Source organism: Rhodoferax sp. GW821-FHT10B06 (assembly GCF_059415605.1).
This window is the reverse complement of sequence record NZ_JBWKNO010000005.1, coordinates 362,083-380,652: the sequence shown is the minus strand read 5'-3', so window position 1 is coordinate 380,652 and position 18,570 is coordinate 362,083. Positions and strand designations below refer to the sequence as shown.

20 protein-coding genes and 1 tRNA gene are annotated in these 18,570 nt (G+C 56.9%); 6 read left to right on the top strand and 15 right to left on the bottom strand.

Going from position 1 to position 18,570, the window contains the following annotated elements; translation table 11 throughout:
• The 3 genes from AC07O2_RS11255 to AC07O2_RS11245 all read left to right on the top strand — a co-directional run.
• Positions 1 to 264, top strand: a 264-nt coding sequence (locus AC07O2_RS11255; protein WP_495075816.1) for a hypothetical protein, incomplete at its 5' end; no start/stop codon positions are given.
• A gap of 83 nt (positions 265 to 347) precedes the next feature.
• Positions 348 to 767 (top strand): hypothetical protein, encoded by a 420-nt coding sequence (locus AC07O2_RS11250; RefSeq protein ID WP_495075815.1) that lies wholly within the window; start codon positions 348 to 350, stop codon positions 765 to 767.
• Between the two features lie 35 nt (positions 768 to 802).
• Entirely contained in the window at positions 803 to 1,249 is a 447-nt protein-coding gene (locus AC07O2_RS11245; RefSeq protein WP_495075814.1) for a hypothetical protein, read from the top strand.
• A gap of 52 nt (positions 1,250 to 1,301) precedes the next feature.
• On the opposite strand, the gene AC07O2_RS11240 is transcribed toward AC07O2_RS11245, so the two are convergent.
• Complete coding sequence (locus AC07O2_RS11240; protein WP_495075813.1) at positions 1,302 to 2,384, bottom strand: nitrilase-related carbon-nitrogen hydrolase; 1,083 nt, start codon at positions 2,382 to 2,384, stop codon at positions 1,302 to 1,304.
• 855 nt (positions 2,385 to 3,239) lie between these two features.
• On the opposite strand from AC07O2_RS11240, the gene AC07O2_RS11235 reads away from it, so the two are divergent.
• Complete coding sequence (locus tag AC07O2_RS11235; RefSeq protein ID WP_495075812.1) at positions 3,240 to 6,317, top strand: HsdM family class I SAM-dependent methyltransferase; 3,078 nt, start codon at positions 3,240 to 3,242, stop codon at positions 6,315 to 6,317.
• Positions 6,314 to 7,093, top strand: a complete 780-nt coding sequence (locus AC07O2_RS11230) for a hypothetical protein (protein ID WP_495075811.1) — start codon at positions 6,314 to 6,316, stop codon at positions 7,091 to 7,093. The genes AC07O2_RS11235 and AC07O2_RS11230 overlap by 4 nt, the downstream gene beginning before the upstream one ends.
• Positions 7,094 to 7,645: 552 nt before the next feature.
• On the opposite strand, the gene AC07O2_RS11225 is transcribed toward AC07O2_RS11230, so the two are convergent.
• Both AC07O2_RS11225 and AC07O2_RS11220 read right to left on the bottom strand, forming a co-directional pair.
• Positions 7,646 to 8,059: a hypothetical protein gene (locus AC07O2_RS11225; RefSeq protein WP_495075810.1), complete on the bottom strand. Its 414-nt coding sequence runs from the start codon at positions 8,057 to 8,059 to the stop codon at positions 7,646 to 7,648.
• Positions 8,060 to 8,135, bottom strand: a tRNA-Arg gene (locus AC07O2_RS11220). It abuts the gene before it with no gap.
• 132 nt (positions 8,136 to 8,267) lie between these two features.
• Between AC07O2_RS11220 and AC07O2_RS11215 the strand changes: the two genes are divergently transcribed.
• The gene (locus tag AC07O2_RS11215; RefSeq protein ID WP_495075809.1) at positions 8,268 to 8,849 is read left to right on the top strand and encodes a c-type cytochrome; all 582 of its coding nucleotides are present in this window, start codon (positions 8,268 to 8,270) and stop codon (positions 8,847 to 8,849) included.
• A gap of 90 nt (positions 8,850 to 8,939) precedes the next feature.
• Here the strand turns inward: AC07O2_RS11215 and AC07O2_RS11210 are convergent, their stop codons facing one another.
• The 12 genes from AC07O2_RS11210 to AC07O2_RS11155 form a co-directional block, all read right to left on the bottom strand.
• Positions 8,940 to 9,488, bottom strand: a complete 549-nt coding sequence (locus tag AC07O2_RS11210) for a DUF2946 family protein (protein ID WP_495075808.1) — start codon at positions 9,486 to 9,488, stop codon at positions 8,940 to 8,942.
• A gap of 20 nt (positions 9,489 to 9,508) precedes the next feature.
• Positions 9,509 to 10,507 (bottom strand): YheT family hydrolase, encoded by a 999-nt coding sequence (locus AC07O2_RS11205; RefSeq protein WP_495075807.1) that lies wholly within the window; start codon positions 10,505 to 10,507, stop codon positions 9,509 to 9,511.
• Positions 10,508 to 10,562: 55 nt separating this feature from the next.
• Complete coding sequence (locus AC07O2_RS11200; RefSeq protein ID WP_495075806.1) at positions 10,563 to 11,012, bottom strand: YybH family protein; 450 nt, start codon at positions 11,010 to 11,012, stop codon at positions 10,563 to 10,565.
• 170 nt (positions 11,013 to 11,182) lie between these two features.
• The gene (locus AC07O2_RS11195) at positions 11,183 to 11,599 is read right to left on the bottom strand and encodes a F0F1 ATP synthase subunit epsilon (protein ID WP_495075805.1); all 417 of its coding nucleotides are present in this window, start codon (positions 11,597 to 11,599) and stop codon (positions 11,183 to 11,185) included.
• A gap of 82 nt (positions 11,600 to 11,681) precedes the next feature.
• On the bottom strand, positions 11,682 to 13,109 hold the full coding sequence (gene atpD / locus AC07O2_RS11190; RefSeq protein WP_495075804.1) for a F0F1 ATP synthase subunit beta: 1,428 nt from the start codon (positions 13,107 to 13,109) through the stop codon (positions 11,682 to 11,684).
• A 60-nt stretch (positions 13,110 to 13,169) separates the two neighbouring features.
• The gene (atpG, locus tag AC07O2_RS11185) at positions 13,170 to 14,045 is read right to left on the bottom strand and encodes a F0F1 ATP synthase subunit gamma (protein WP_495075803.1); all 876 of its coding nucleotides are present in this window, start codon (positions 14,043 to 14,045) and stop codon (positions 13,170 to 13,172) included.
• Positions 14,046 to 14,065: 20 nt separating this feature from the next.
• Positions 14,066 to 15,619: a F0F1 ATP synthase subunit alpha gene (gene atpA / locus AC07O2_RS11180; protein ID WP_495075802.1), complete on the bottom strand. Its 1,554-nt coding sequence runs from the start codon at positions 15,617 to 15,619 to the stop codon at positions 14,066 to 14,068.
• A gap of 75 nt (positions 15,620 to 15,694) precedes the next feature.
• A complete protein-coding gene (locus AC07O2_RS11175) occupies positions 15,695 to 16,225 on the bottom strand; it encodes a F0F1 ATP synthase subunit delta (protein ID WP_495075801.1) in 531 nt (176 codons plus the stop codon).
• Between the two features lie 14 nt (positions 16,226 to 16,239).
• Entirely contained in the window at positions 16,240 to 16,710 is a 471-nt protein-coding gene (locus AC07O2_RS11170; protein WP_495075800.1) for a F0F1 ATP synthase subunit B, read from the bottom strand.
• 38 nt (positions 16,711 to 16,748) lie between these two features.
• The gene (atpE, locus tag AC07O2_RS11165) at positions 16,749 to 16,994 is read right to left on the bottom strand and encodes a F0F1 ATP synthase subunit C (protein ID WP_058721792.1); all 246 of its coding nucleotides are present in this window, start codon (positions 16,992 to 16,994) and stop codon (positions 16,749 to 16,751) included.
• A gap of 51 nt (positions 16,995 to 17,045) precedes the next feature.
• Complete coding sequence (gene atpB / locus AC07O2_RS11160) at positions 17,046 to 17,945, bottom strand: F0F1 ATP synthase subunit A (RefSeq protein WP_495075799.1); 900 nt, start codon at positions 17,943 to 17,945, stop codon at positions 17,046 to 17,048.
• Between the two features lie 13 nt (positions 17,946 to 17,958).
• Positions 17,959 to 18,432 carry an ATP synthase subunit I gene (locus AC07O2_RS11155; protein ID WP_495075798.1) on the bottom strand — a complete coding sequence of 158 codons (474 nt, stop codon included), beginning with the start codon at positions 18,430 to 18,432 and terminating at the stop codon, positions 17,959 to 17,961.
• Positions 18,433 to 18,570: the final 138 nt, after the last annotated feature.

Here is an 18,570-nt window from a genome sequence, read left to right as displayed (position 1 = left end):
TTTGTTTCTGTTCTTTCCCATCCCGCGTCAAACGCACGATGTGCATTTGACGATGACACGCTTTTGTTAGCCGCTCTTAAAGCAGGCATTCAATATGTCATCCATTTTGGGGATGCGTCTTATGGTCAGATCGAGCCGCAGCATTCAGAATATGTTGCAGGGTTTGAAGCATACGCGTACACCATATTAGGCAGTTACCGCGCTATTCTTCCCGCTGCCGATGTCGGGCTCGAGTATCAGGTGGTCGAGGGCATACGACAATAATTCGTTCGCGAATGTCATGCCAAGCTTTCATTGGCGTGTAACTGAACGTCAATAACCACTCTGCACTATTTCAGGAGGTAGCCATGCCAACCATACTATTCGGCGTCATCAAAGGGTCGCACAAACATGGGCATGACATTAGCTTTGCATCTGACTTAGATACTAAGATGTGGATGACCGTTCCTGCACATCTGATTAAATCAGTCGAGGAGCGATCCTCGCCTGAGCAGAAAACCGAAAAAATCACCAAGGTTGCAATTACGCTCGCGGAGGCCTCGACACCGGAAGGTGCTCTATTCGCAAGCTACGCGGCCGTGTTAGAAGCGTCCCTTCGTAAACTGTACAAGCGAATCGGCCCTGTATCTGACCCCGAAACTCCTCCTGGGGAGCGGATAACAACAGCCTGCCGAAATTGTATTAATAAATGTCAGAAGATTGTCGTTACAGTAGACAATCCATTTGATGGCGTACTTTGCATGCTCGCTTGTCAAGATTGCCCCTAATACGCTGGAGATCTAAATAGGGTAGGGCGTTGCCAGTGCAACGACTACACGCATGTGATTACCTGCGATTGCGGCAGCCGTTGCCAGGGCAGCCCGACGACGAGAGCGTTGAATTGCTGCTGCTGCGTAGCGTGGGCGCCGTGGCGCTGTCGTCGATCGACTTCGGTCATGCGAAGTTACAAGCCATGGTTCTAACTCTTCAAATCGACCAGATTGACACAGGCCTTTACCGCACTGTGGCCCTACGGGGAGGCAACGAGGTCAACCTGCCTGAGGTCTATTCCTCCATCGAGGAAGCAATTCGAGAAGTTGCTGCTGCAGTACCTAATGGCTTCGCCTATTTCGCCGATGTCGAATATGGTGGTGCTTCCAGTGGAACTATCTCACTATCGGAATTGCAAAAGCGTGCGATGCAGGTGGCTGACCAGCTTGTAGCAATCGTTGCCGAGATGCGCCGTATCGAGCAGTCCGAAGAAAGCTGATTTCTGAAGTGGGGCAGGAGCGAGTACACAATGGCGCCTTGCGGGACTCGATTCAGTTTTGGCTCACGCTCATGTTCTTGTAGCAACCACACACCGACATCTGGCCCCATACGGTTGTAGTCCACTGACCGTTCCATTGAGCCGCGTGGCTGCTACAGGTAGCTGGGCACTTGGTCTGTGCGTCAGCATTGGTCCAGATGGGGCCGGCTTGTGCGTCAAAACGGCTGCTGATCTGAAACACCGCGAGCTCCGCATCCGGATTGGGTGCTTGCGTGCTTTGGCCTGCGGGCGTGGCGTAGCCGCTGTCACCGCAGTACGTCGACGGCAGATATTTGCCATAGTCGCGCGGCCCCACGCCGTTTGCGCCGACGACAAATGCACTACCTAGGTAACTCGCCGCTTGTGCGGCATAACCTGTTGCGTTGAAGCCGTCGGTGCCGCACTGGCTTTGCTCACCTGCGGTGATGCCCCAGGGCACGATCACAAAGTCGGGCTGTAGTACTTTGAGCGCCGCCAGGGCCTCTGCAGGGGCATAGGTGTAGGCGTCAGCGCACACCAGGACCGAGGTTTTACCGAATGGCGTATTTACTACTGCGATGTCAGCCAATTCGCCTGGCGTGTATGCGCACTGGTCCTGGTTCAAGATGCTTTTGCAGGCAGCCGGGTCAAAGGCATTCTTCAGAACGTTGAACTTGCGGTGGTGCAATACGATTTGGCCTTGTGGGCTGATCAGGATGGCGGAATCGTAGGCTTGGTAGGCATTGGGGAGCGAGCCTGGGCCTGCCTTGGGACCTTGCTCTTCCAATCCGACAGCCAGCCATAGGTTGGTCTGCTTAGCGATGGCTACGAAACGGTCGCTGTAAACCCCTGGGATAGGTGCCGCCTGGGTAAACACGGCTGGATTCAACCAGCCGAACACCGAGGATTCGGGAAAGACCACTAGCTGAGCACCTTGCGCTTTGGCCTGTTGCGCCAGATTCAGCATTTTGTCGAAGTTGCCGACATCTGACGATTGCAGCTGGGCCAAGGCGACGGTCATGGTGCCCGGCGTCTGCGCTTGCACTGCCAGCGGCAGAAACAGCACGAAGATCCATTGGATTGCCAGAATGAAGAATTTGCGCATAGTGGCACCCATGTGTTTCATCCCCAGACGTTGCCGTCTGCAAGGCTTCCAGCGGCACACAAGTAGTGCCCTGCATGTTGTTCCCACATGCAGAGCACCCGATGCACCCGCATCAAGACCACGCATATGGAAGTTGCATGCTAGTGGTGTTGGCGCATTTAGCCATCCCTACAAAGGTGGATGTAATGCTCTTTGAGCTGCGTATGAGTCCGTGAGTGACCACCGTCGCTCGCTTTGTGAGGAGGCGTTGTACGACTGTTCTTGGCATGCCTCCAACGCCTTGGCGTGACTCGACTCGTCAACATCCGAGAGCGAAGCTACTTCAGGCGGGAACCGCTCTTACAGGGTTGGCGACTGACCGGCGGCCCACGACCTGTTGCTGCCAGTCGGGTAGGCTGCAAAGCAGCGGTTGCTGTCTTTCGCGCTCTTGGGCCGAACTTACGCTGACCGCCCTCAAGCTGCCGCTGGCACTAATCATCGCGAAACGTACGAAGGTCAGCCGTGCGAGGTGTTTAGAGCTCGGGACATGAACCTCTCGTCTCGCAGGGCTGTGGTCGAGCCCTATCGACGCAGGTATACTGCCCGCTCTCAGCAGGGAGCCTCCGTCTTGCCCGCACCAAGGCTTATCACAGCAAAGGAAGTACAGCGACTCACCGGGCTGACATCCAGTCAACTCAGCGAGTGGACAAGTCGTCGATGTCTCATTCAGCCCGACTCGCTGCCGTGCAGCCCCGGGACGCGCGCACGCGCTTTCAATGACGACGCGAACGTCCTCTGTCTGGACTCTCACCTGACCGTGCTATCCGATGAATTTGACATGATGCCTTTCCCTATTCAGCGGACCTTTTTTCCGGCCACGCGTGTGCTATGACCTACGCGCTCGATGATTGGCTCAAAAAGCTTGCATACACAGATTTTCCCGAAGGACTATTAAAGGTAGGGCAGGATGCTGGCACGCGAACCTACGCCTCAGAGATTGAGGAGATGCTTGCACCTGGTGGAAGCATCAGAGCGTCGGCCGTGTTCTGCGTTGAAGAACAACCGACCGTATGTTTTGTTGAGGCGCATACGCTCGCCGGCAATCCAGAACAGCGTTTGGAGCAGATTCGACAACGAGTGTGGAATCAAAGCCTCGCGTCAGTCGTGCTGGTCTTGGACTCGGATCAGGTCACTGCATATGCAGTAAATGATCGGACGGCTGAGCCGGATTTTCTGCTCAAAAAGGCTGCGAGCGAACGCGGTCGGTGGTCGGCCTACGAGGTGCAATCTGGCTTCATCAAGGATCGCCTGTCGGATTGGTTTGTTCCAGACGAGCGTGTAGACCGGCGGCTATTGGCCAACCTGCGTGAAGTGGTCAAGCTTTTGACCAAGCGAGGCCTTTCCAACAGTCAAGCCGAGGCTCTGATGGCGCAGGTGATTTTCCTGTGCTACTTGGAGCAGCGGGGAGTCGTTGGTCACGCATATCGAGAGCGACATGGCCTCGATGTCTTGGAAAACTACGTCGTCCGATGTGATGGCTCCGGTGTTGACCGCTTGCTAAAGCAGCTGAGCAGTGACTTCAACGGAGACTTCCTTAGCTCACGTGACGGGGGAGTTCCTACCTGGACAGATTTGTCTCCAGAAGCGTTCCTAGCGATTAATCAGTTCCTTGACGCCGTGGACATCGAGACCGGTCAAGGATCGTTTTGGAGGTATGACTTCAGTCATATTCCGGTAGAGCTGATCTCGGGCATCTATGAAACGCTGCTTAAAGATCGGCAGGGCAAGCTCGGCGCGTACTACACGCCGCGACACCTTGCAAACTTGGTCACAGAGCAAGCGTTTCAGTGCGTGATTGATCTCTCGAATTGTTCAGTCTATGACGGCGCATGTGGTTCGGGCATTCTGCTCACGACTGCCTTCCGCCGAATGCTGCGACACATTGAAACGACCAGCGGTCGACGCCTCGGCTTTGCCGAGCGCGTGACCATGATGCAGAAGTCGATCTTCGGCAATGACCTTGACGAAACGGCTTGCTGGATAACAGCATTTAGCTTATATCTGTCGTTGCTTGAAGGACTAGAGCCCTCTGAAATCTTGCAGCTGCAGTCGGACGAAAAGATCAAGTTACCGAAGCTTGTAGGCAAGGGTCTTAGCATCCAGAAGGGCGCCGAGTACGGCGACTTCTTTTCCTCTGCCAATCCGTTTGCCGGTAAGCGCCGTTTCGACGTGTTCTTGTGCAATCCACCCTGGCGGGAATCAGATGACGATGAGAGACCGACGTGGGAGGAGTGGTGCCGAAATCAAGAGCCGGCATACCCGATCGGAAGAAGACAAATAGCCGCTGGCTTTGTCTATAGGGGGATGCAATGCGTTCACTCAACTGGTGTTGTCGCACTGATTCTTCCACTCAACCTAGTCATAGGCGCTACAAGCCAGTCTTGCGGATTTCGGCAACGCTGGCTGGAAGAGGCGCACATCGATCGCATCATCAACTTTGGTGATGTTCGTCGACTGCTGTTCCCTGCAGCAAAACATCCATGCGCAGTCGTTCGCGCGCGGCCGAGACCGCCGTCCGAAGAGACTATCTCACTCGCGCGTGAGACCGTTGAATACTGGACGCCCAAAGCTGACGTCAGCCTCGCTCTTGGTCGCTTGGCTCTTCACGCGGTGGATCGTAAGCTCTTGCGCGCACGCGACATCTACGAGCGGCCTCACCTGCTGATCTCCTCCTATTGGGGCGAGCGTCGCGATCTGGATTTCTTAAAGCGGCTGCATCGATTCGGCACCGTTGCCAAAACTATGGAATCACGTTCACAGCCATGGCTATCGGGCAAGGGCTTCCATGCGCCTAACAACAGCAACAAAGATCAAAAACTTGGCGCCCTTGAAAATCTTGCATTCTTGCCGGCTGATGCGCTGCCTGAAAGCGATCCCTTCATCGCCGCTGGAACGAACTTCTTGCGCGTACGAGACCACTATCCGATTGTTGCCAGCCCAGGCGGGCGCAATGCTGTGCTGTATGCGGGGCCGCGAGTCCTCTTTCCGGACGGGTTGACAGAAGGCCTTCAGATCAAGGCGTCGTTCTCGGACGAGCCATTCGCCTTTACATCCTCCATTGGCGCTATTGGCGGTTCGGCGAGTGACGGGCCGTTGCTGAAGCTTTTGGCGGCCTACCTTAGATCACCCTTGGCTTCATATCTCATGGTCATGACGGGCTATTCGGTCATTGGTGAGCGACCCAGAGTGGCCCTGGATGACATCGAATCATTTCCTTTTTGCTCGCCGGAGCGGCACCCCAATAGCTCGGTGGCTGAAAGAGTTGTCTCTGAAGTCACCCAGCTTATGATAGAAATTCAGAAGGCGTCGACTACCGCTAGGTACACAGCTCTAACCGCGAAGCTCTACGACCAAGTCTATGACTATTTTGAGCTAAGTGAAGCAGAGCGATTGCTAGTGCAGGGAACTGTCGATGTGGTCGCAAAGTCAATTCAGCCGCCTGATTACCTGCGTCTTGCAACCCCGTTGCTCCATCGACCTTCTAGCGACGAGGTGAAGCTCTACGCAAATGCTCTGGCGGCGGAGCTTTCGCGATGGCGCACACGCAACGGCGGCGTGGGCGCGCTGGATGTGACGGCTGTTGTTGAGAATAAGGATGGATTCTTCGGCGCGGTGCAAGTTAAGCTGAGCTCGAAGAATGAGGATCGAGTTAACCTATCGTCTTCAGACTCTGCGTTTCGCCATTTGCTTCGTGAGCTGCAGGCGAGTCTTCAAGAACAGGCGAACAGCTCCGATGCGGAAGATCTTTTCAAGATTCCAAACCTCATGGTGGTAGCGGGAGATGCGTTCTTTTTCGTGAAGCCGATGCGCCGTCGGTTTTGGCTCGAGCGGTCTGCATTGGCCGATGCAGACCACATTGTCCAGACCATTCATTCCGCGGCATGGGCAGCGCAGAGCAATAAATGAATTCGACGCTGTCGTTGAACTGGTTCAATGTCTTCCCCGGCCCCCGAATCGGTGACGTCATGCAATACGTCTTCGACACCTGGGGAGAGCTTCAGGGGATGCATGCATCTGCCGTGACGTTCGATCACGACGAGACCGAACTCACTGACAACTTGTGCGAGGCGCTGGAAGACAGCGCACGCCGGCAGCGTCACGGAATGGATTGCGACTTCCAACCCGAGACGTGGGAGATCCGAAGGCAGCCTGATGGCAGCACACGGCGAGTTGCACGCGCCGATATCAGAGTAATTCTCGGCGCGCCGGGAACACCGCATCTCGTGATGGAGTTCAAGAAGCTTGATGGCACTCCCAACAGCAGATGGCGCTACTGCTTCGATGGGATGAATCGCTTCCTTGAGGGGAAGTACGCGGAAGGACATGAATTCGGCGTAATGTGCGGTTTTTGCCCGAATGACCTCAACATTGAAGCGAGCGCACTGGATCAGTACATCTCAACTGGCGGAGCTGGTGAATACTGCACGCGGCTCAGCTGTGTCAAAGACATCAGCGGAAACGTTGTGGTCTCGCCATCTGGCTTGGCGTCGCCTCATGTGAAGTTTGACACACTGCATCAGCGGCCAGCTCCAGCGACGGCTATCAAGCTTCTACATGCCTTGATAGCGTGTCATGTGTCCCCGGCGGCCTTGACTCCTGCCACCCCGGTGCTCCCTGGACCAAAGAAGCGCCGAGCTAGCCCGCGCCAAACGGGAAAGTCCGCTGGACGCGTTTCGAGCTAGGGATGGCTTAGTGTCGATGGCTGGAGGCTCGGCGTCGGAAGTTACACCTGATGCATCGACGTCACGGGCAGTGCAGAAGAGCTGGCCGAGCCGCCCCCGTCACACATGCTAGACGTGCGCGCGGGCCTACCTCGGACGCATCGACTACGCAGCGGATCCCCTCTGCTGGCTCGCCACCGCTAACGTGGCGACATCTGGACCTCGCCGCCGCGGCACCCATGTCCGCTTCAAATATGCGTTCGCGCGCCTCTGTCGGCCCCTTCGCAGTCGCCCTCAGAGGGTTAACTCACGACGTGAAGCGGGCAGACGCGTTCCAAGAGGTTCAATGTCAGGTTTCGAAAATAGCTGACAGTCAGCGCCGCAACGCCGAGCGACTGCAGTCAGCCTGAATCCGCCACCTGAAGCAGTCGTCGGCGGGGACGGCTTCGCAGCGAATGCTGTCACTCGCTACAAAAAACTGAACGCGCAGTATCGCCCCCCTTGCAGCCCTCCATGCCTTCCAACAAAGCCTTGGGTGTTATTGCTGAGCTTGAAGTGATCAGTTGAGCGCACTTATGCCAACGCCAAACTGATCAGTCGTATCTGCCTTAAGAGGGCATCCAACTTCGTTCCGCAAAGACTCGGCGTGGTTATGAAATTAATGGCGGTACTGGTCATTCTGCTGTCGGCATCAACATCAAGAGGACTTGGAGATTGATGTGAAGCATCTTTCGCAAATCCGTGATGGAAGCATATCTGTGCCGCACGTAACCATAAGCGTTCCGCTTTGAAAATCGCTTTTGGATGAATCTGCGTCAGGAACGCGCTTTTCGGCAAAAAACTGCCGCATTCATAACTGAAATTGGAAGTTCTTGAAGTTTGGGAGTGGAAGCATAAATGTTCCGCCCCCAAAAAGAAGCATAAGCGTTCCGAAGCGGAACGGATATGGTTCCAGGGACACAGAACGTCAGCGAGGGGAATATTCATTGGTGCGGCTGGCGGGGATCGAACCCACGACCCTTGGCTTCGGAGGCCAATACTCTATCCACTGAGCTACAGCCGCAACGCAGGCGATTGTAGCCGCTGCGTACGAGGCCTTGCGCAGATACCCGGACGCCGCGCGAGACAAGGCCGGGTGAGGGGTGACGGGTATACTCGCGCGTTGAACAAAGCCCCCGATTTTTTTGAGGACATCATGAGCGCCAATTCCCACGATCATGCGGCCGAAGAAGCCCACACCGGCCCCATCAAAAACCCCAAGCAATTGCTGGTGGCGGTCTTCTTCTCGTTCGTTGTGCCTATTTTTGCCATCATTGGCCTGGTGTACTTCGTAGTGTCCGCCGCCAAACCTGCGGGTACCAATAACGAGGAGTCCATGACCCTGGGTGGCGTGACCGAGCAATCGCAAAACATCGCGGTCGCACAGCGCATCCAGAAGGTGGGCGCGGTCGAAATTCGCGACGCCAACCGCGAACTCAAATCGGGTGAAGAAGTGTTCAAGGCACAGTGCACCACCTGCCACAGCGCAGGCGTTGCTGGGGCTCCCAAATTCGGCGATGCCGCCGCCTGGGGTCCGCGCATTGCCACCGGTTTTGAATCGCTGCTGCATTCCGCGCTGACCGGCAAGGGCGCCATGGGCGCGCAGGGCGGCGGCGACTTTGAAGATACCGAAGTGGCCCGTGCCGTGGTGTATATGGCGAATGCAGGCGGCGCCAAATTCCCAATTCCCCAGAAGCCTGCGGCTGCGGCATCCGAACCAGCAGAAGCTGCGAAGTAAGCCGAGATTCCGGCACATCCGATAGGCCGGTATAACCGGCCTTCTTATTATCAAAATAGCTGTCAGCGCAGGATTTACCTGCGCTGACAGCTATTTTTTATGTAGCACCTGAGGACTCAGAACATACCCAAAACGGGCCGGCAGTTCTTGCGTCTCAAACGGCTGTGGCACCCACAGCCCCTGCTCCACCGCTTCAGCAGCAAACCCCATGTCCAGGCTGTGCACCAGACCGAAACCGATATCGGTCTCCAGATAAACACGCCCCTCGCCGTCGAGCACGCAACGCTGCACACGGGCCGCCTTGCCGGTATGGGCAATGACCGAGAAGTCGGGATGCACCCGCCATACCAGCGGCGCCACTTCCAGCTCCACATACACACGCTGCGGGCCATTCTGGAAAAACCACTGCCCGGCCGCATCGGCCTCGTAGTTGCGTTGAATGAAGTCGATCAGCTTGGTATGTTGCAAGCGGCTGCCTTTGCTGAGCGCATTGCCACCAGCAGATGCCGCAAACGGCCCCGCCGCCTGGGCCGCGTCGTCACGCATGTACCAGCTGCCGCGGGCATCCAGGCCCAGCCAGCCGTAGCAGTCGGGCACGTTCGGCCATTTGGCGATGGCTTGTCTGACAATGTCGTCCATGGCTTCAACCGCTCCCCGGCTCAGGCCTGGCTGGCCTGCAGCAACCATCCACCCACGGCATCCGGCAGGCTGCGCACATGGCCCGGAATCGGCCCTTGCGGAAAACCGACATGGCCGCCGTGCGCTGGCTGCCAAAGGGTGACGTGGTCGCCCACTGCGTCCTGGTGAGGCAAGCTCCATACCGGGACAAAAGGGTCGTTCATGGCGTTCACCACCAGGGCAGGAATCTGGATGCGTGCCAGGTGCGGCTTGGCCGATGCGCGGGCCCAGTAATCTTCCGTGCTGCTGAAGCCATGCAACGGGGCTGTGAACACGTTGTCGAACTCATAGAGGTCACGGGCCGCCAGCATCGCTTCGCGGTCAAATAGGCCCGGGTGCTGGTCCAGCTTTTGCAGGGCCTTGGGCTTCATGCTGCGCAGAAACATGCGGGTGTACACCTGCCGGTTCAGACCCCTGCCTATGGCCCAGCCTGCAGCCGCGAGATCCAGCGGCGCGCAGACCGAAGCCACCGCGCGCACGATGCGGCCGGCGCGCTCGCCCATTTCCTCGGCCCAGCGTAGCAAAGCATTACCGCCAAGCGACACGCCGACCGCAATGATCTCGCCCTGGTGGCGTGCCTTGAGGCGCTTCAAGACCCAGCCTATTTCCTCGTAATCGCCAGAGTGGTAGGCGCGAGGCGCCAGGTTCAGCTCGCCGCTACAGCCCCGAAAGTGCGGTACTGCATAGCCCATGCCGTGGGCTCGCGCGTAGTCACCAAAAGCCTCGGAATAGTGACTGGAGGACGAACCTTCCAGACCATGGAACAACACCAGCAAGGGGCGCACATCCTCGCTGAGCGCGGGATCGGCCACCATGGCCGGTGGGTCGCAGAAATCGACGTCCATGAAGTCCAGGTCAGGAGTGATCCAGCGTTCGCGCCTGAAGCGCAAAGACGGCCCAAACACCCGACGTGAATACAGCGCCGGCCAAATGGTCTGCGCGTGGCCACTGGGCAACCACCAGGGCGCTGCATAATTCATAGCACACCTCGCAGGTGAAATGTGCGGCAGAAGCCTAAAAGCGTTACGGGACGCATCAGTGCAGTACCTGGGGTGCGCCACTGCTTTCCTGCATCTCCAATCCAGTGCCGGGGCTGGCATGGTGGGCCACCATGCGCCAGCCCTGGGCCGTCTTGTGATAAACATTGGTGGCAATGGCAAAGGCTTGGCGCGGTCCGTCGGCTGTCATGACGTCAATACTCTCGACGACGTTGTGCATGGCACTGCCCAGCGATTCAACCTTGCGCACCTGTAGAGGCGTGGCGCGGATACTGCTCTGCGCAAACATGGCCTCGAAAGTCGTCCGCACGGCCGCTACACCGACCACCCGCAGCCCGCCGGGGTGCACGCAGACCACATCGTCTTCGTCGGCCCAGCAGGCCATCAGCTTGTCGATGTCGCCGTTTTGCAAGGCCTCGTAAAAAGCAGCTTCCGTATCGTCAGCACTGCCACCCATGGTGGCGGCGTGCAGCTTGGCTTTGGACATAAAACGCACCCGCGTGGAACAAGCTGTGATTTTGCCCTGCTTTACGCGGCCTGCGCGCATCGTCGCAGCCTGTACAAAACAAGGATCGATGGCGGCTGACGGGCCTGGTAGACGCGCACAAAAAAGCCGCTCGAAAGCGGCTATTTTGAAGATCGTCGTCCTTTTGGGGCTCAACGCTTTTGGCGAAATTTGCGCAGAGCAGAAATCTGGGCTGCCATGATGGCGAGCTCGGATTGCGCCTTGGCAATATCCAGTTCGCCCTTGGCGTTGCGCAGCGCGTCTTCGGCTGCGGCCTTGGCCGTGTTGGCTTTTTCTTCGTCCAGATCCTTGCCACGGATGGCGGTATCGGACAGCACGGTGACGCAGTTGGGCTGCACTTCCAAGATGCCACCGGCCACGAAAATGAACTCTTCTGTGCCGTCAGCCTTTTCGATGCGAACCGAACCGGGCTTGATCCGGGTGATCAGCGGGGTGTGACGTGGGTAAATGCCCAGCTCACCAGACTCACCTGGCAAAGCCACAAACTTGGCTTCGCCGGAGAAGATGGAGGCTTCGGCACTGACAACGTCCACATGAATGGTCGACATACGTTTCCTTTGGGGTCAGCGTGTTGAAGGGAAAAGGCAAGACGCTGGCAGAGCCACAACGGCACTGCCCACGCCCAAGACATTAAACCTTCTTGGCTTTTTCAATGGCTTCGTCGATTGTGCCCACCATGTAGAACGCTTGTTCTGGCATGTGGTCGCATTCGCCGCTGACAATCATCTTGAAACCACGGATGGTTTCCGACAATGGCACGTACTTGCCGGGCGAACCGGTAAACACTTCGGCCACGTGGAAAGGCTGGCTCAGGAAACGTTGGATCTTACGGGCGCGGGCCACCGCCAGCTTGTCCTCAGGAGCCAAGTCGTCCATACCCATGATGGCGATGATGTCGCGCAGTTCACGGTAGCGCTGCAGCGTACCTTGCACAGCACGGGCCGTGTTGTAGTGGTCTTCGCCAACGACCAGCGGGTCCAGCTGGCGGCTGGTCGAGTCGAGTGGATCGACCGCAGGGTAGATACCCAACGAAGCGATGTCACGGCTCAACACCACGGTGGAGTCCAAGTGGGCGAAAGTCGTTGCGGGCGATGGATCGGTCAAGTCATCCGCCGGCACGTATACGGCCTGGATGGAGGTGATCGAACCAACCTTGGTCGAGGTAATACGCTCTTGCAGACGGCCCATTTCCTCGGCCAGGGTAGGCTGGTAGCCGACGGCGGAAGGCATACGGCCCAGCAGTGCGGACACTTCGGTACCGGCCAAGGTGTAGCGATAGATGTTGTCCACAAAGAACAGCACGTCGCGGCCTTCGTCACGGAAGGATTCCGCAATGGTCAGACCGGTCAAAGCCACGCGCAGACGGTTACCTGGGGGTTCGTTCATCTGACCGTAAACCATGGCCACTTTGGACTCAGGCAGGTTTTCCAGATTCACCACACCGGAGTCGGCCATCTCGTGGTAGAAGTCGTTCCCTTCACGGGTACGCTCACCCACGCCAGCAAACACGGACAAGCCGCTGTGCGCCTTGGCGATGTTGTTGATCAACTCCATCATGTTCACGGTCTTGCCCACACCGGCACCACCGAACAGACCGACCTTACCGCCCTTGGCGAACGGGCAGATCAAGTCAATCACCTTGATGCCGGTTTCCAGCAGCTCTTGCGAGGGGCTGAGTTCGTCGTAGGCCGGGGCCTTGCGGTGGATGGTGGCGGTGAGTTCCTGGCCGACCGGACCACGTTCGTCGATGGGCGCGCCCAGCACGTCCATGATGCGACCCAGGGTGGCCTTGCCCACGGGAACCGTAATGCCAGCGCCAGTGTTGTAGACCATCAGACCGCGGCGCAGGCCGTCGGAAGAACCCAGCGCAATGGTACGAACGATGCCGTCACCTAATTGCTGTTGCACTTCCAGGGTCAGCGCGGAGCCTTCCATTTTCAGTGCGTCGTAAATGCGGGGCATGTGGTTGCGTGGGAATTCCACGTCCACCACGGCGCCAATACACTGGACAATTTTTCCCTGAACGCGGGCGTTCACTTCTGCATTTTCTTGAGCCATGTTTGCTCCAATAAATTGAATCTTTAAATCGACCGATGACTAACCGGGGCGGTTGACTGTTTAAACAGCCGCAGCACCTGCCACAATTTCGGACAGCTCTTTGGTGATCGCTGCCTGACGGGTCTTGTTGTAGACCAGTTTCAGCTCGCCAATCACACTACCTGCGTTATCCGTAGCAGCCTTCATGGCGACCATGCGCGCAGCATGTTCCGAAGCCATGTTTTCAGCGACCGCCTGGTAAGCCAGCGCCTCGACATAACGCACCAACAGGTCGTCAATCACCGATTGCGCATCCGGTTCGTAGATGTAATCCCAGGCATGCGCACCTGCAGCCTTGGTTTCCGCCAGCATCTTGGAAGCCGACAAAGGCAGCAACTGCTCAATCACCGGCTCTTGCTTCATCGTGCTGACAAACTTGTTGTAGACCAGATGCACGGCACTGATTTCGCCCTTTTCATAGGCGTCCAGCAAAACCTTCAACGGTCCGATCAGCTTGTCCAGATGCGGTTTGTCGCCCAGATGGGTGACATGGGACACCACCTTGGCACCAATACGAGTCAGGAAGCCCAAACCCTTACCACCAATGGCCACCGCTTGCGCACTATTGCCCGCAGCCTGCGAGTCACGCAGCTTGATGGTCAAGGCGCGAAACAGATTGGTGTTCAAACCACCGCACAAACCTTTATCGGTCGTGATGACCACAAAACCTTCGGCTTTGGCGCCGTTGGTTTGCATATAGGTATGCACGTACTCTGGATTCGCCTGACCCAGGTTTGCAGCGATGTCACGGATCTTCTCGCTGTACGGACGCGCTGCGCGCATCCGCTCCTGCGCTTTACGCATCTTGGAAACAGAGATCATCTCCATCGCCTTGGTGATCTTCTTGGTGTTTTCCACCGATTTGATCTTGCTGCGTAGTTCCTTGCCTGATGCCATGGGTGGCTCCTAGTTTGGAATTAAGCGAACGTCTTTTTGAACGCTGCCACAGCGGCGAGCAATTCAGCCTCAGCTTCCTTGTCCAACGCCTTGGAAGCTTCAACCTTGGACAACAAGGCAGCGTGTTTGTCTTTGAGGTAGCCGTGCAGGCCGTGCTCAAACGCCAACACCTTCTTGACCGCGATATCGTCCATGAAGCCCTTGTTCACTGCGAACAGCGTGGCGCCCATCAAGGAGATGGACAGCGGGCTGTACTGGGCTTGCTTGAGCAGCTCGGTCACGCGGGCACCTCGGTCCAATTGCTTACGGGTGGACTCATCCAGGTCAGAAGCGAACTGGGCGAAAGCCGCCAATTCACGGTACTGCGCCAGGTCGGTACGGATACCGCCGGACTGGCCCTTGATGATCTTGGTTTGTGCTGCGCTACCCACGCGAGACACCGAGATACCGGCGTTGATCGCGGGACGGATGCCAGCGTTGAACAACGAGGTTTCCAGGAAGATCTGGCCGTCGGTAATCGAAATCACGTTGGTCGGAACGAAAGCAGACACGTCACCGGCTTGCGTTTCAATGATAGGCAGAGCCGTCAAAGAACCGGTCTTGCCCTTGACTTCACCCTTGGTGAAGGCTTCGACGTAGTCGGCGTTCACGCGGGCGGCACGTTCCAGCAAGCGGCTGTGCAGATAGAACACGTCGCCAGGGTAGGCTTCGCGGCCTGGTGGGCGACGCAACAGCAAGGACACTTGACGGTAGGCCACGGCTTGCTTGGACAAGTCGTCGTACACGATCAGTGCGTCTTGGCCGCGGTCACGGAAGTATTCACCCATGGTGCAACCGGAGTAGGCGCTGACGTACTGCATGGCAGCCGATTCAGAAGCCGAAGCCGCCACGACAATGGTGTATTCCATCGCGCCAGCTTGTTCCAGAGCGCGCACCACGTTCTTGATCGACGAGGCTTTTTGGCCAATCGCGACGTAAACGCAGGACATGTTCTGTCCCTTTTGGTTGATGATGGCGTCGATAGCCACGGCGGTCTTACCCGTCTGGCGGTCGCCAATGATCAGTTCGCGCTGGCCACGACCCACAGGCACCATGGAGTCGATCGACTTCAGGCCGGTCTGCATGGGCTGGTCCACCGACTTACGGGCGATCACGCCCGGTGCGACCTTTTCGATCACGTCGGTGAGCTTGGCGTTGATAGGACCCTTGCCGTCGATAGGCTGGCCCAGTGCGTTCACCACACGGCCCAGCAATTCGGGGCCGACTGGCACTTCCAGAATACGACCCGTGCACTTCACGACGTCGCCTTCGGAAATGTGTTCGTATTCACCCAAGATCACGGAACCGACCGAGTCGCGCTCCAGATTCAAGGCCAGACCGTAGGTGGGTTGACCGTCGCTGCCGGCGGGGAATTCCAGCATTTCGCCTTGCATCACGTCGGACAGACCATGAATGCGGCAAATACCGTCGGTCACGGACACCACGGTGCCCTGGTTGCGGATGTCAGCCTGAGCCGTCAAGCCTTCAATACGGCTCTTGATCAGTTCAGAAATTTCTGCGGGATTGAGTTGCATGACTCTTTCCTTCTCTTTCTTTGGTTAGCAAACAACCGGAGCCACGGGCTCTGGCCGAAAACGCTGGCTCCGACCTTAGGCGGTCAGGGCCAATTTCATATGTTCCAGGCGGGCTTTGATCGAAGTGTCCAGCACCTCGTCACCCACCACGACGCGAATTCCGCCAATCAACTCCGGCTCTAACGCTACGGTGAGATTGAGCTTCCGTCCAAAACGCTTTTCCAAGGCTGAAGCCACGCCCGCCAAGGCCGCTGCATCCATCGCAAAGGCACTGAAGACCGTTGCATCGGAAGAGCCGCCCACCGCATTTTTCAATGCGCGGAACTGGGTAGCAATCTCGGGCAGCACGCTCAGGCGGCCGTTTTCAATGACCAGCTGCAGAAAATTCTTGGCAGCTTCTGGCAAGACCGACTTGGCCACACCAGCAATCACTTCAAACACCTGACCGGCTTCCACCTTGGGGTTATCGGCAAACTGCAACAGCTGCGAATTACCTGCAATTGCAGCCAATTCATCAAGCCATGCAGCTGTACCGGCCAAGTCGGACGCGCTTGCCTTGAACAGCGCTTCTGCGTAAGGACGGGCAATGGTTGCTATTTCAGCCATGGTCGTTCTGCCGCTCAGAGTTCAGTTTGGAGTCGGTTCAGCAAATCCGCATGGACACCGGCATTGACTTCCTTGCGGAGAATCTGCTCGGCACCCTTGACGGCCAGTGCGGCGACCTGCTCACGCAGTGCTTCACGGGCTTTCACGGTTTGCTGCTCGGCTTCGGCACGGGCTGCGGCGACGATCTTGTTGCCTTCTTCCGTCGCACGGGCTTTGGCTTCTTCGATGATGGCCTGGGCACGGCGGTCGGCATCAGCCAGACGCGATGCGGTCTCGGTGCGCGACTTGGCCAATTCTTCTTCCACGCGCTTATTGGCACTGGTGAGTTCAGACTTGGCTTTATCGGCGGCAGCAAGACCGTCAGAGATTTTCTGCGCCCGCTCGTCCAGTGCCTTGGTAATGGGAGGCCACACGAATTTCATCGTGAACCACACCAGAATCGCAAAGACAACGGCCTGCAGGAACAGGGTTGAATTAATGTTCACGGCTTAATTCCTTTCGGTCGTGAAAGGTCGGCCAAAAATTAAATCGCGAAAGGCTTGGCGAAAGCGAACAGCAGGGCAATAGCCACGCCGATCAGGAAAGCCGCGTCAATCAGACCGGCCAAAATGAACATCTTGGTTTGCAATTCGTTCATCAGCTCAGGTTGGCGAGCCGAAGACTCGAGGAACTTGCCGCCCATCAAAGCGATACCGATGGAGGCACCCAGCGCGCCCAGACCAACGATCAAACCACAAGCCAAAGCGACGAGACCCAGAATGTTTTCCATGATTGCTCCTAAAAATTACAGGTAAAAGAAAAAGAAAAGCGAAAACGAACCTTAGTGCGCCTCATGGGACTGGCCCACGTAAATCAGCGTCAGCATCATAAAGATGAAGGCTTGCAAGGTGATCACCAGAATGTGGAAGATGCTCCACGCTGCTCCAGCGATAACATGCCCAACACCCAGCCAGAACCCGCCCACCAGGGGGTTGAACTGCCAGGCCCACGTGCCGCCCATCAAGGCGATCAACATGAATACCAATTCACCAGCGAACATGTTGCCGAACAACCGCATGCCGTGCGAAACCGTTTTTGCCAGGTACTCGATCACTTGCATTAGCAAGTTGATGGGGTACAGGAACCAGTGGTCACCGAATGGCGCTGCCACCAATTCGTGCGCCCAGCCGCCCAGGCCCTTGATCTTGATGTTGTAGACCAGGCAAACAAACAAAACGCTGACTGACAGACCCAGGGTGGTCGACAAGTCGGCCGTGGGCACCACCCGCATGAACGCATGGTGTGCATCATTGCCAGCGGATACATAGGCATGCTCCCACAGCTTGGGCAACAAATCGACCGGCAGCATATCCATGCCGTTCATCATGAAGATCCAGACAAAAACGGTCAGTGCCAAAGGAGCAACCAGCTTGCGACTTTTGGCGTTATGGATCACACCCTTGGCCTGCGTATCAACCATCTCCGACAGGATTTCAACCGCCGCCTGGAAACGACCGGGCACGCCGGACGTAGCCTTGCGCGAGGCGCGCCACAAAAAGAAGCAACCAACGATACCGAGAATGATCGAATACAGCACGGAGTCCAGATTGAACAAGCTGAAATCCACGATATGGCTTTGCTTGACGCTCTGGAACGAAAAGTCTCTTTGCAAATGCTGCAAATGGTGAACGATATATTCGCCGGCCTTCGGGCCTTCTGTAGCAGCGTGTTCAGTCGACATATTTAGCAGTCCATCAATTATGTTGAGCCGGATGTGGGCGTTTGGAGCGGAACATAAGCGCCAACCAAACCACCTTCATCGTCACTACAAAGCCGGCCACCAGGGCCAACCAATTTAAATCCGTGACCCATTTCGGTGCCGCAAACAACATTGCGACGGTCAAAATGATCTTCACCAATTCCCACACAAAAAACCCCAGCATCGCAGCACCCGGTACAGCCCGCGCCAAACGTCCCGTGACGCCGCGCGCAAAAACCGCAGCAGGCAACACCACCGAAAGTGCGCCATAAGCGGCTGACCACCCCATGCTGGACTTGCCCGTCAGAAGCCAAGCTGCCATTGCAACCAGACATCCCGCCAGACTTTGCCCCATCAGCACCCGCCACATCGACAGTGGCGGATTGCGCCTGCGCCACTCTTGCGCCTCGGCTGCCGTCAGGGACTTGAAACCCTCGTCTTGCTCCCCATCTTCTTGGTCAAAGGTCATTGTTCACCTGTTTTATGACACCCAGGTTTACCCTGAACAATTTAGCAAAGCCTACTATTATATGTAGAAACTGCTGGCGACCAAATGACACTGACGGAGTGTGAGAAAAGGCTTGTTTTACGCAAGCTTTACACAGAT

Coding starts and splice junctions, on each gene's coding strand:
- AC07O2_RS11250 (WP_495075815.1), top strand. CDS start 348: ATGCCAACCATACTATTCGGCGTCATCAAAGGGTCGCACAAACATGGG.
- AC07O2_RS11240 (WP_495075813.1), bottom strand. CDS start 2,384: ATGGGTGCCACTATGCGCAAATTCTTCATTCTGGCAATCCAATGGATC.
- AC07O2_RS11235 (WP_495075812.1), top strand. CDS start 3,240: ATGACCTACGCGCTCGATGATTGGCTCAAAAAGCTTGCATACACAGAT.
- AC07O2_RS11230 (WP_495075811.1), top strand. CDS start 6,314: ATGAATTCGACGCTGTCGTTGAACTGGTTCAATGTCTTCCCCGGCCCC.
- AC07O2_RS11225 (WP_495075810.1), bottom strand. CDS start 8,059: ATGAATATTCCCCTCGCTGACGTTCTGTGTCCCTGGAACCATATCCGT.
- AC07O2_RS11215 (WP_495075809.1), top strand. CDS start 8,268: ATGAGCGCCAATTCCCACGATCATGCGGCCGAAGAAGCCCACACCGGC.
- AC07O2_RS11210 (WP_495075808.1), bottom strand. CDS start 9,488: ATGGACGACATTGTCAGACAAGCCATCGCCAAATGGCCGAACGTGCCC.
- AC07O2_RS11205 (WP_495075807.1), bottom strand. CDS start 10,507: ATGAATTATGCAGCGCCCTGGTGGTTGCCCAGTGGCCACGCGCAGACC.
- AC07O2_RS11200 (WP_495075806.1), bottom strand. CDS start 11,012: ATGTCCAAAGCCAAGCTGCACGCCGCCACCATGGGTGGCAGTGCTGAC.
- AC07O2_RS11195 (WP_495075805.1), bottom strand. CDS start 11,599: ATGTCGACCATTCATGTGGACGTTGTCAGTGCCGAAGCCTCCATCTTC.
- atpD (WP_495075804.1), bottom strand. CDS start 13,109: ATGGCTCAAGAAAATGCAGAAGTGAACGCCCGCGTTCAGGGAAAAATT.
- atpG (WP_495075803.1), bottom strand. CDS start 14,045: ATGGCATCAGGCAAGGAACTACGCAGCAAGATCAAATCGGTGGAAAAC.
- atpA (WP_495075802.1), bottom strand. CDS start 15,619: ATGCAACTCAATCCCGCAGAAATTTCTGAACTGATCAAGAGCCGTATT.
- AC07O2_RS11175 (WP_495075801.1), bottom strand. CDS start 16,225: ATGGCTGAAATAGCAACCATTGCCCGTCCTTACGCAGAAGCGCTGTTC.
- atpE (WP_058721792.1), bottom strand. CDS start 16,994: ATGGAAAACATTCTGGGTCTCGTCGCTTTGGCTTGTGGTTTGATCGTT.
- atpB (WP_495075799.1), bottom strand. CDS start 17,945: ATGTCGACTGAACACGCTGCTACAGAAGGCCCGAAGGCCGGCGAATAT.
- AC07O2_RS11155 (WP_495075798.1), bottom strand. CDS start 18,432: ATGACCTTTGACCAAGAAGATGGGGAGCAAGACGAGGGTTTCAAGTCC.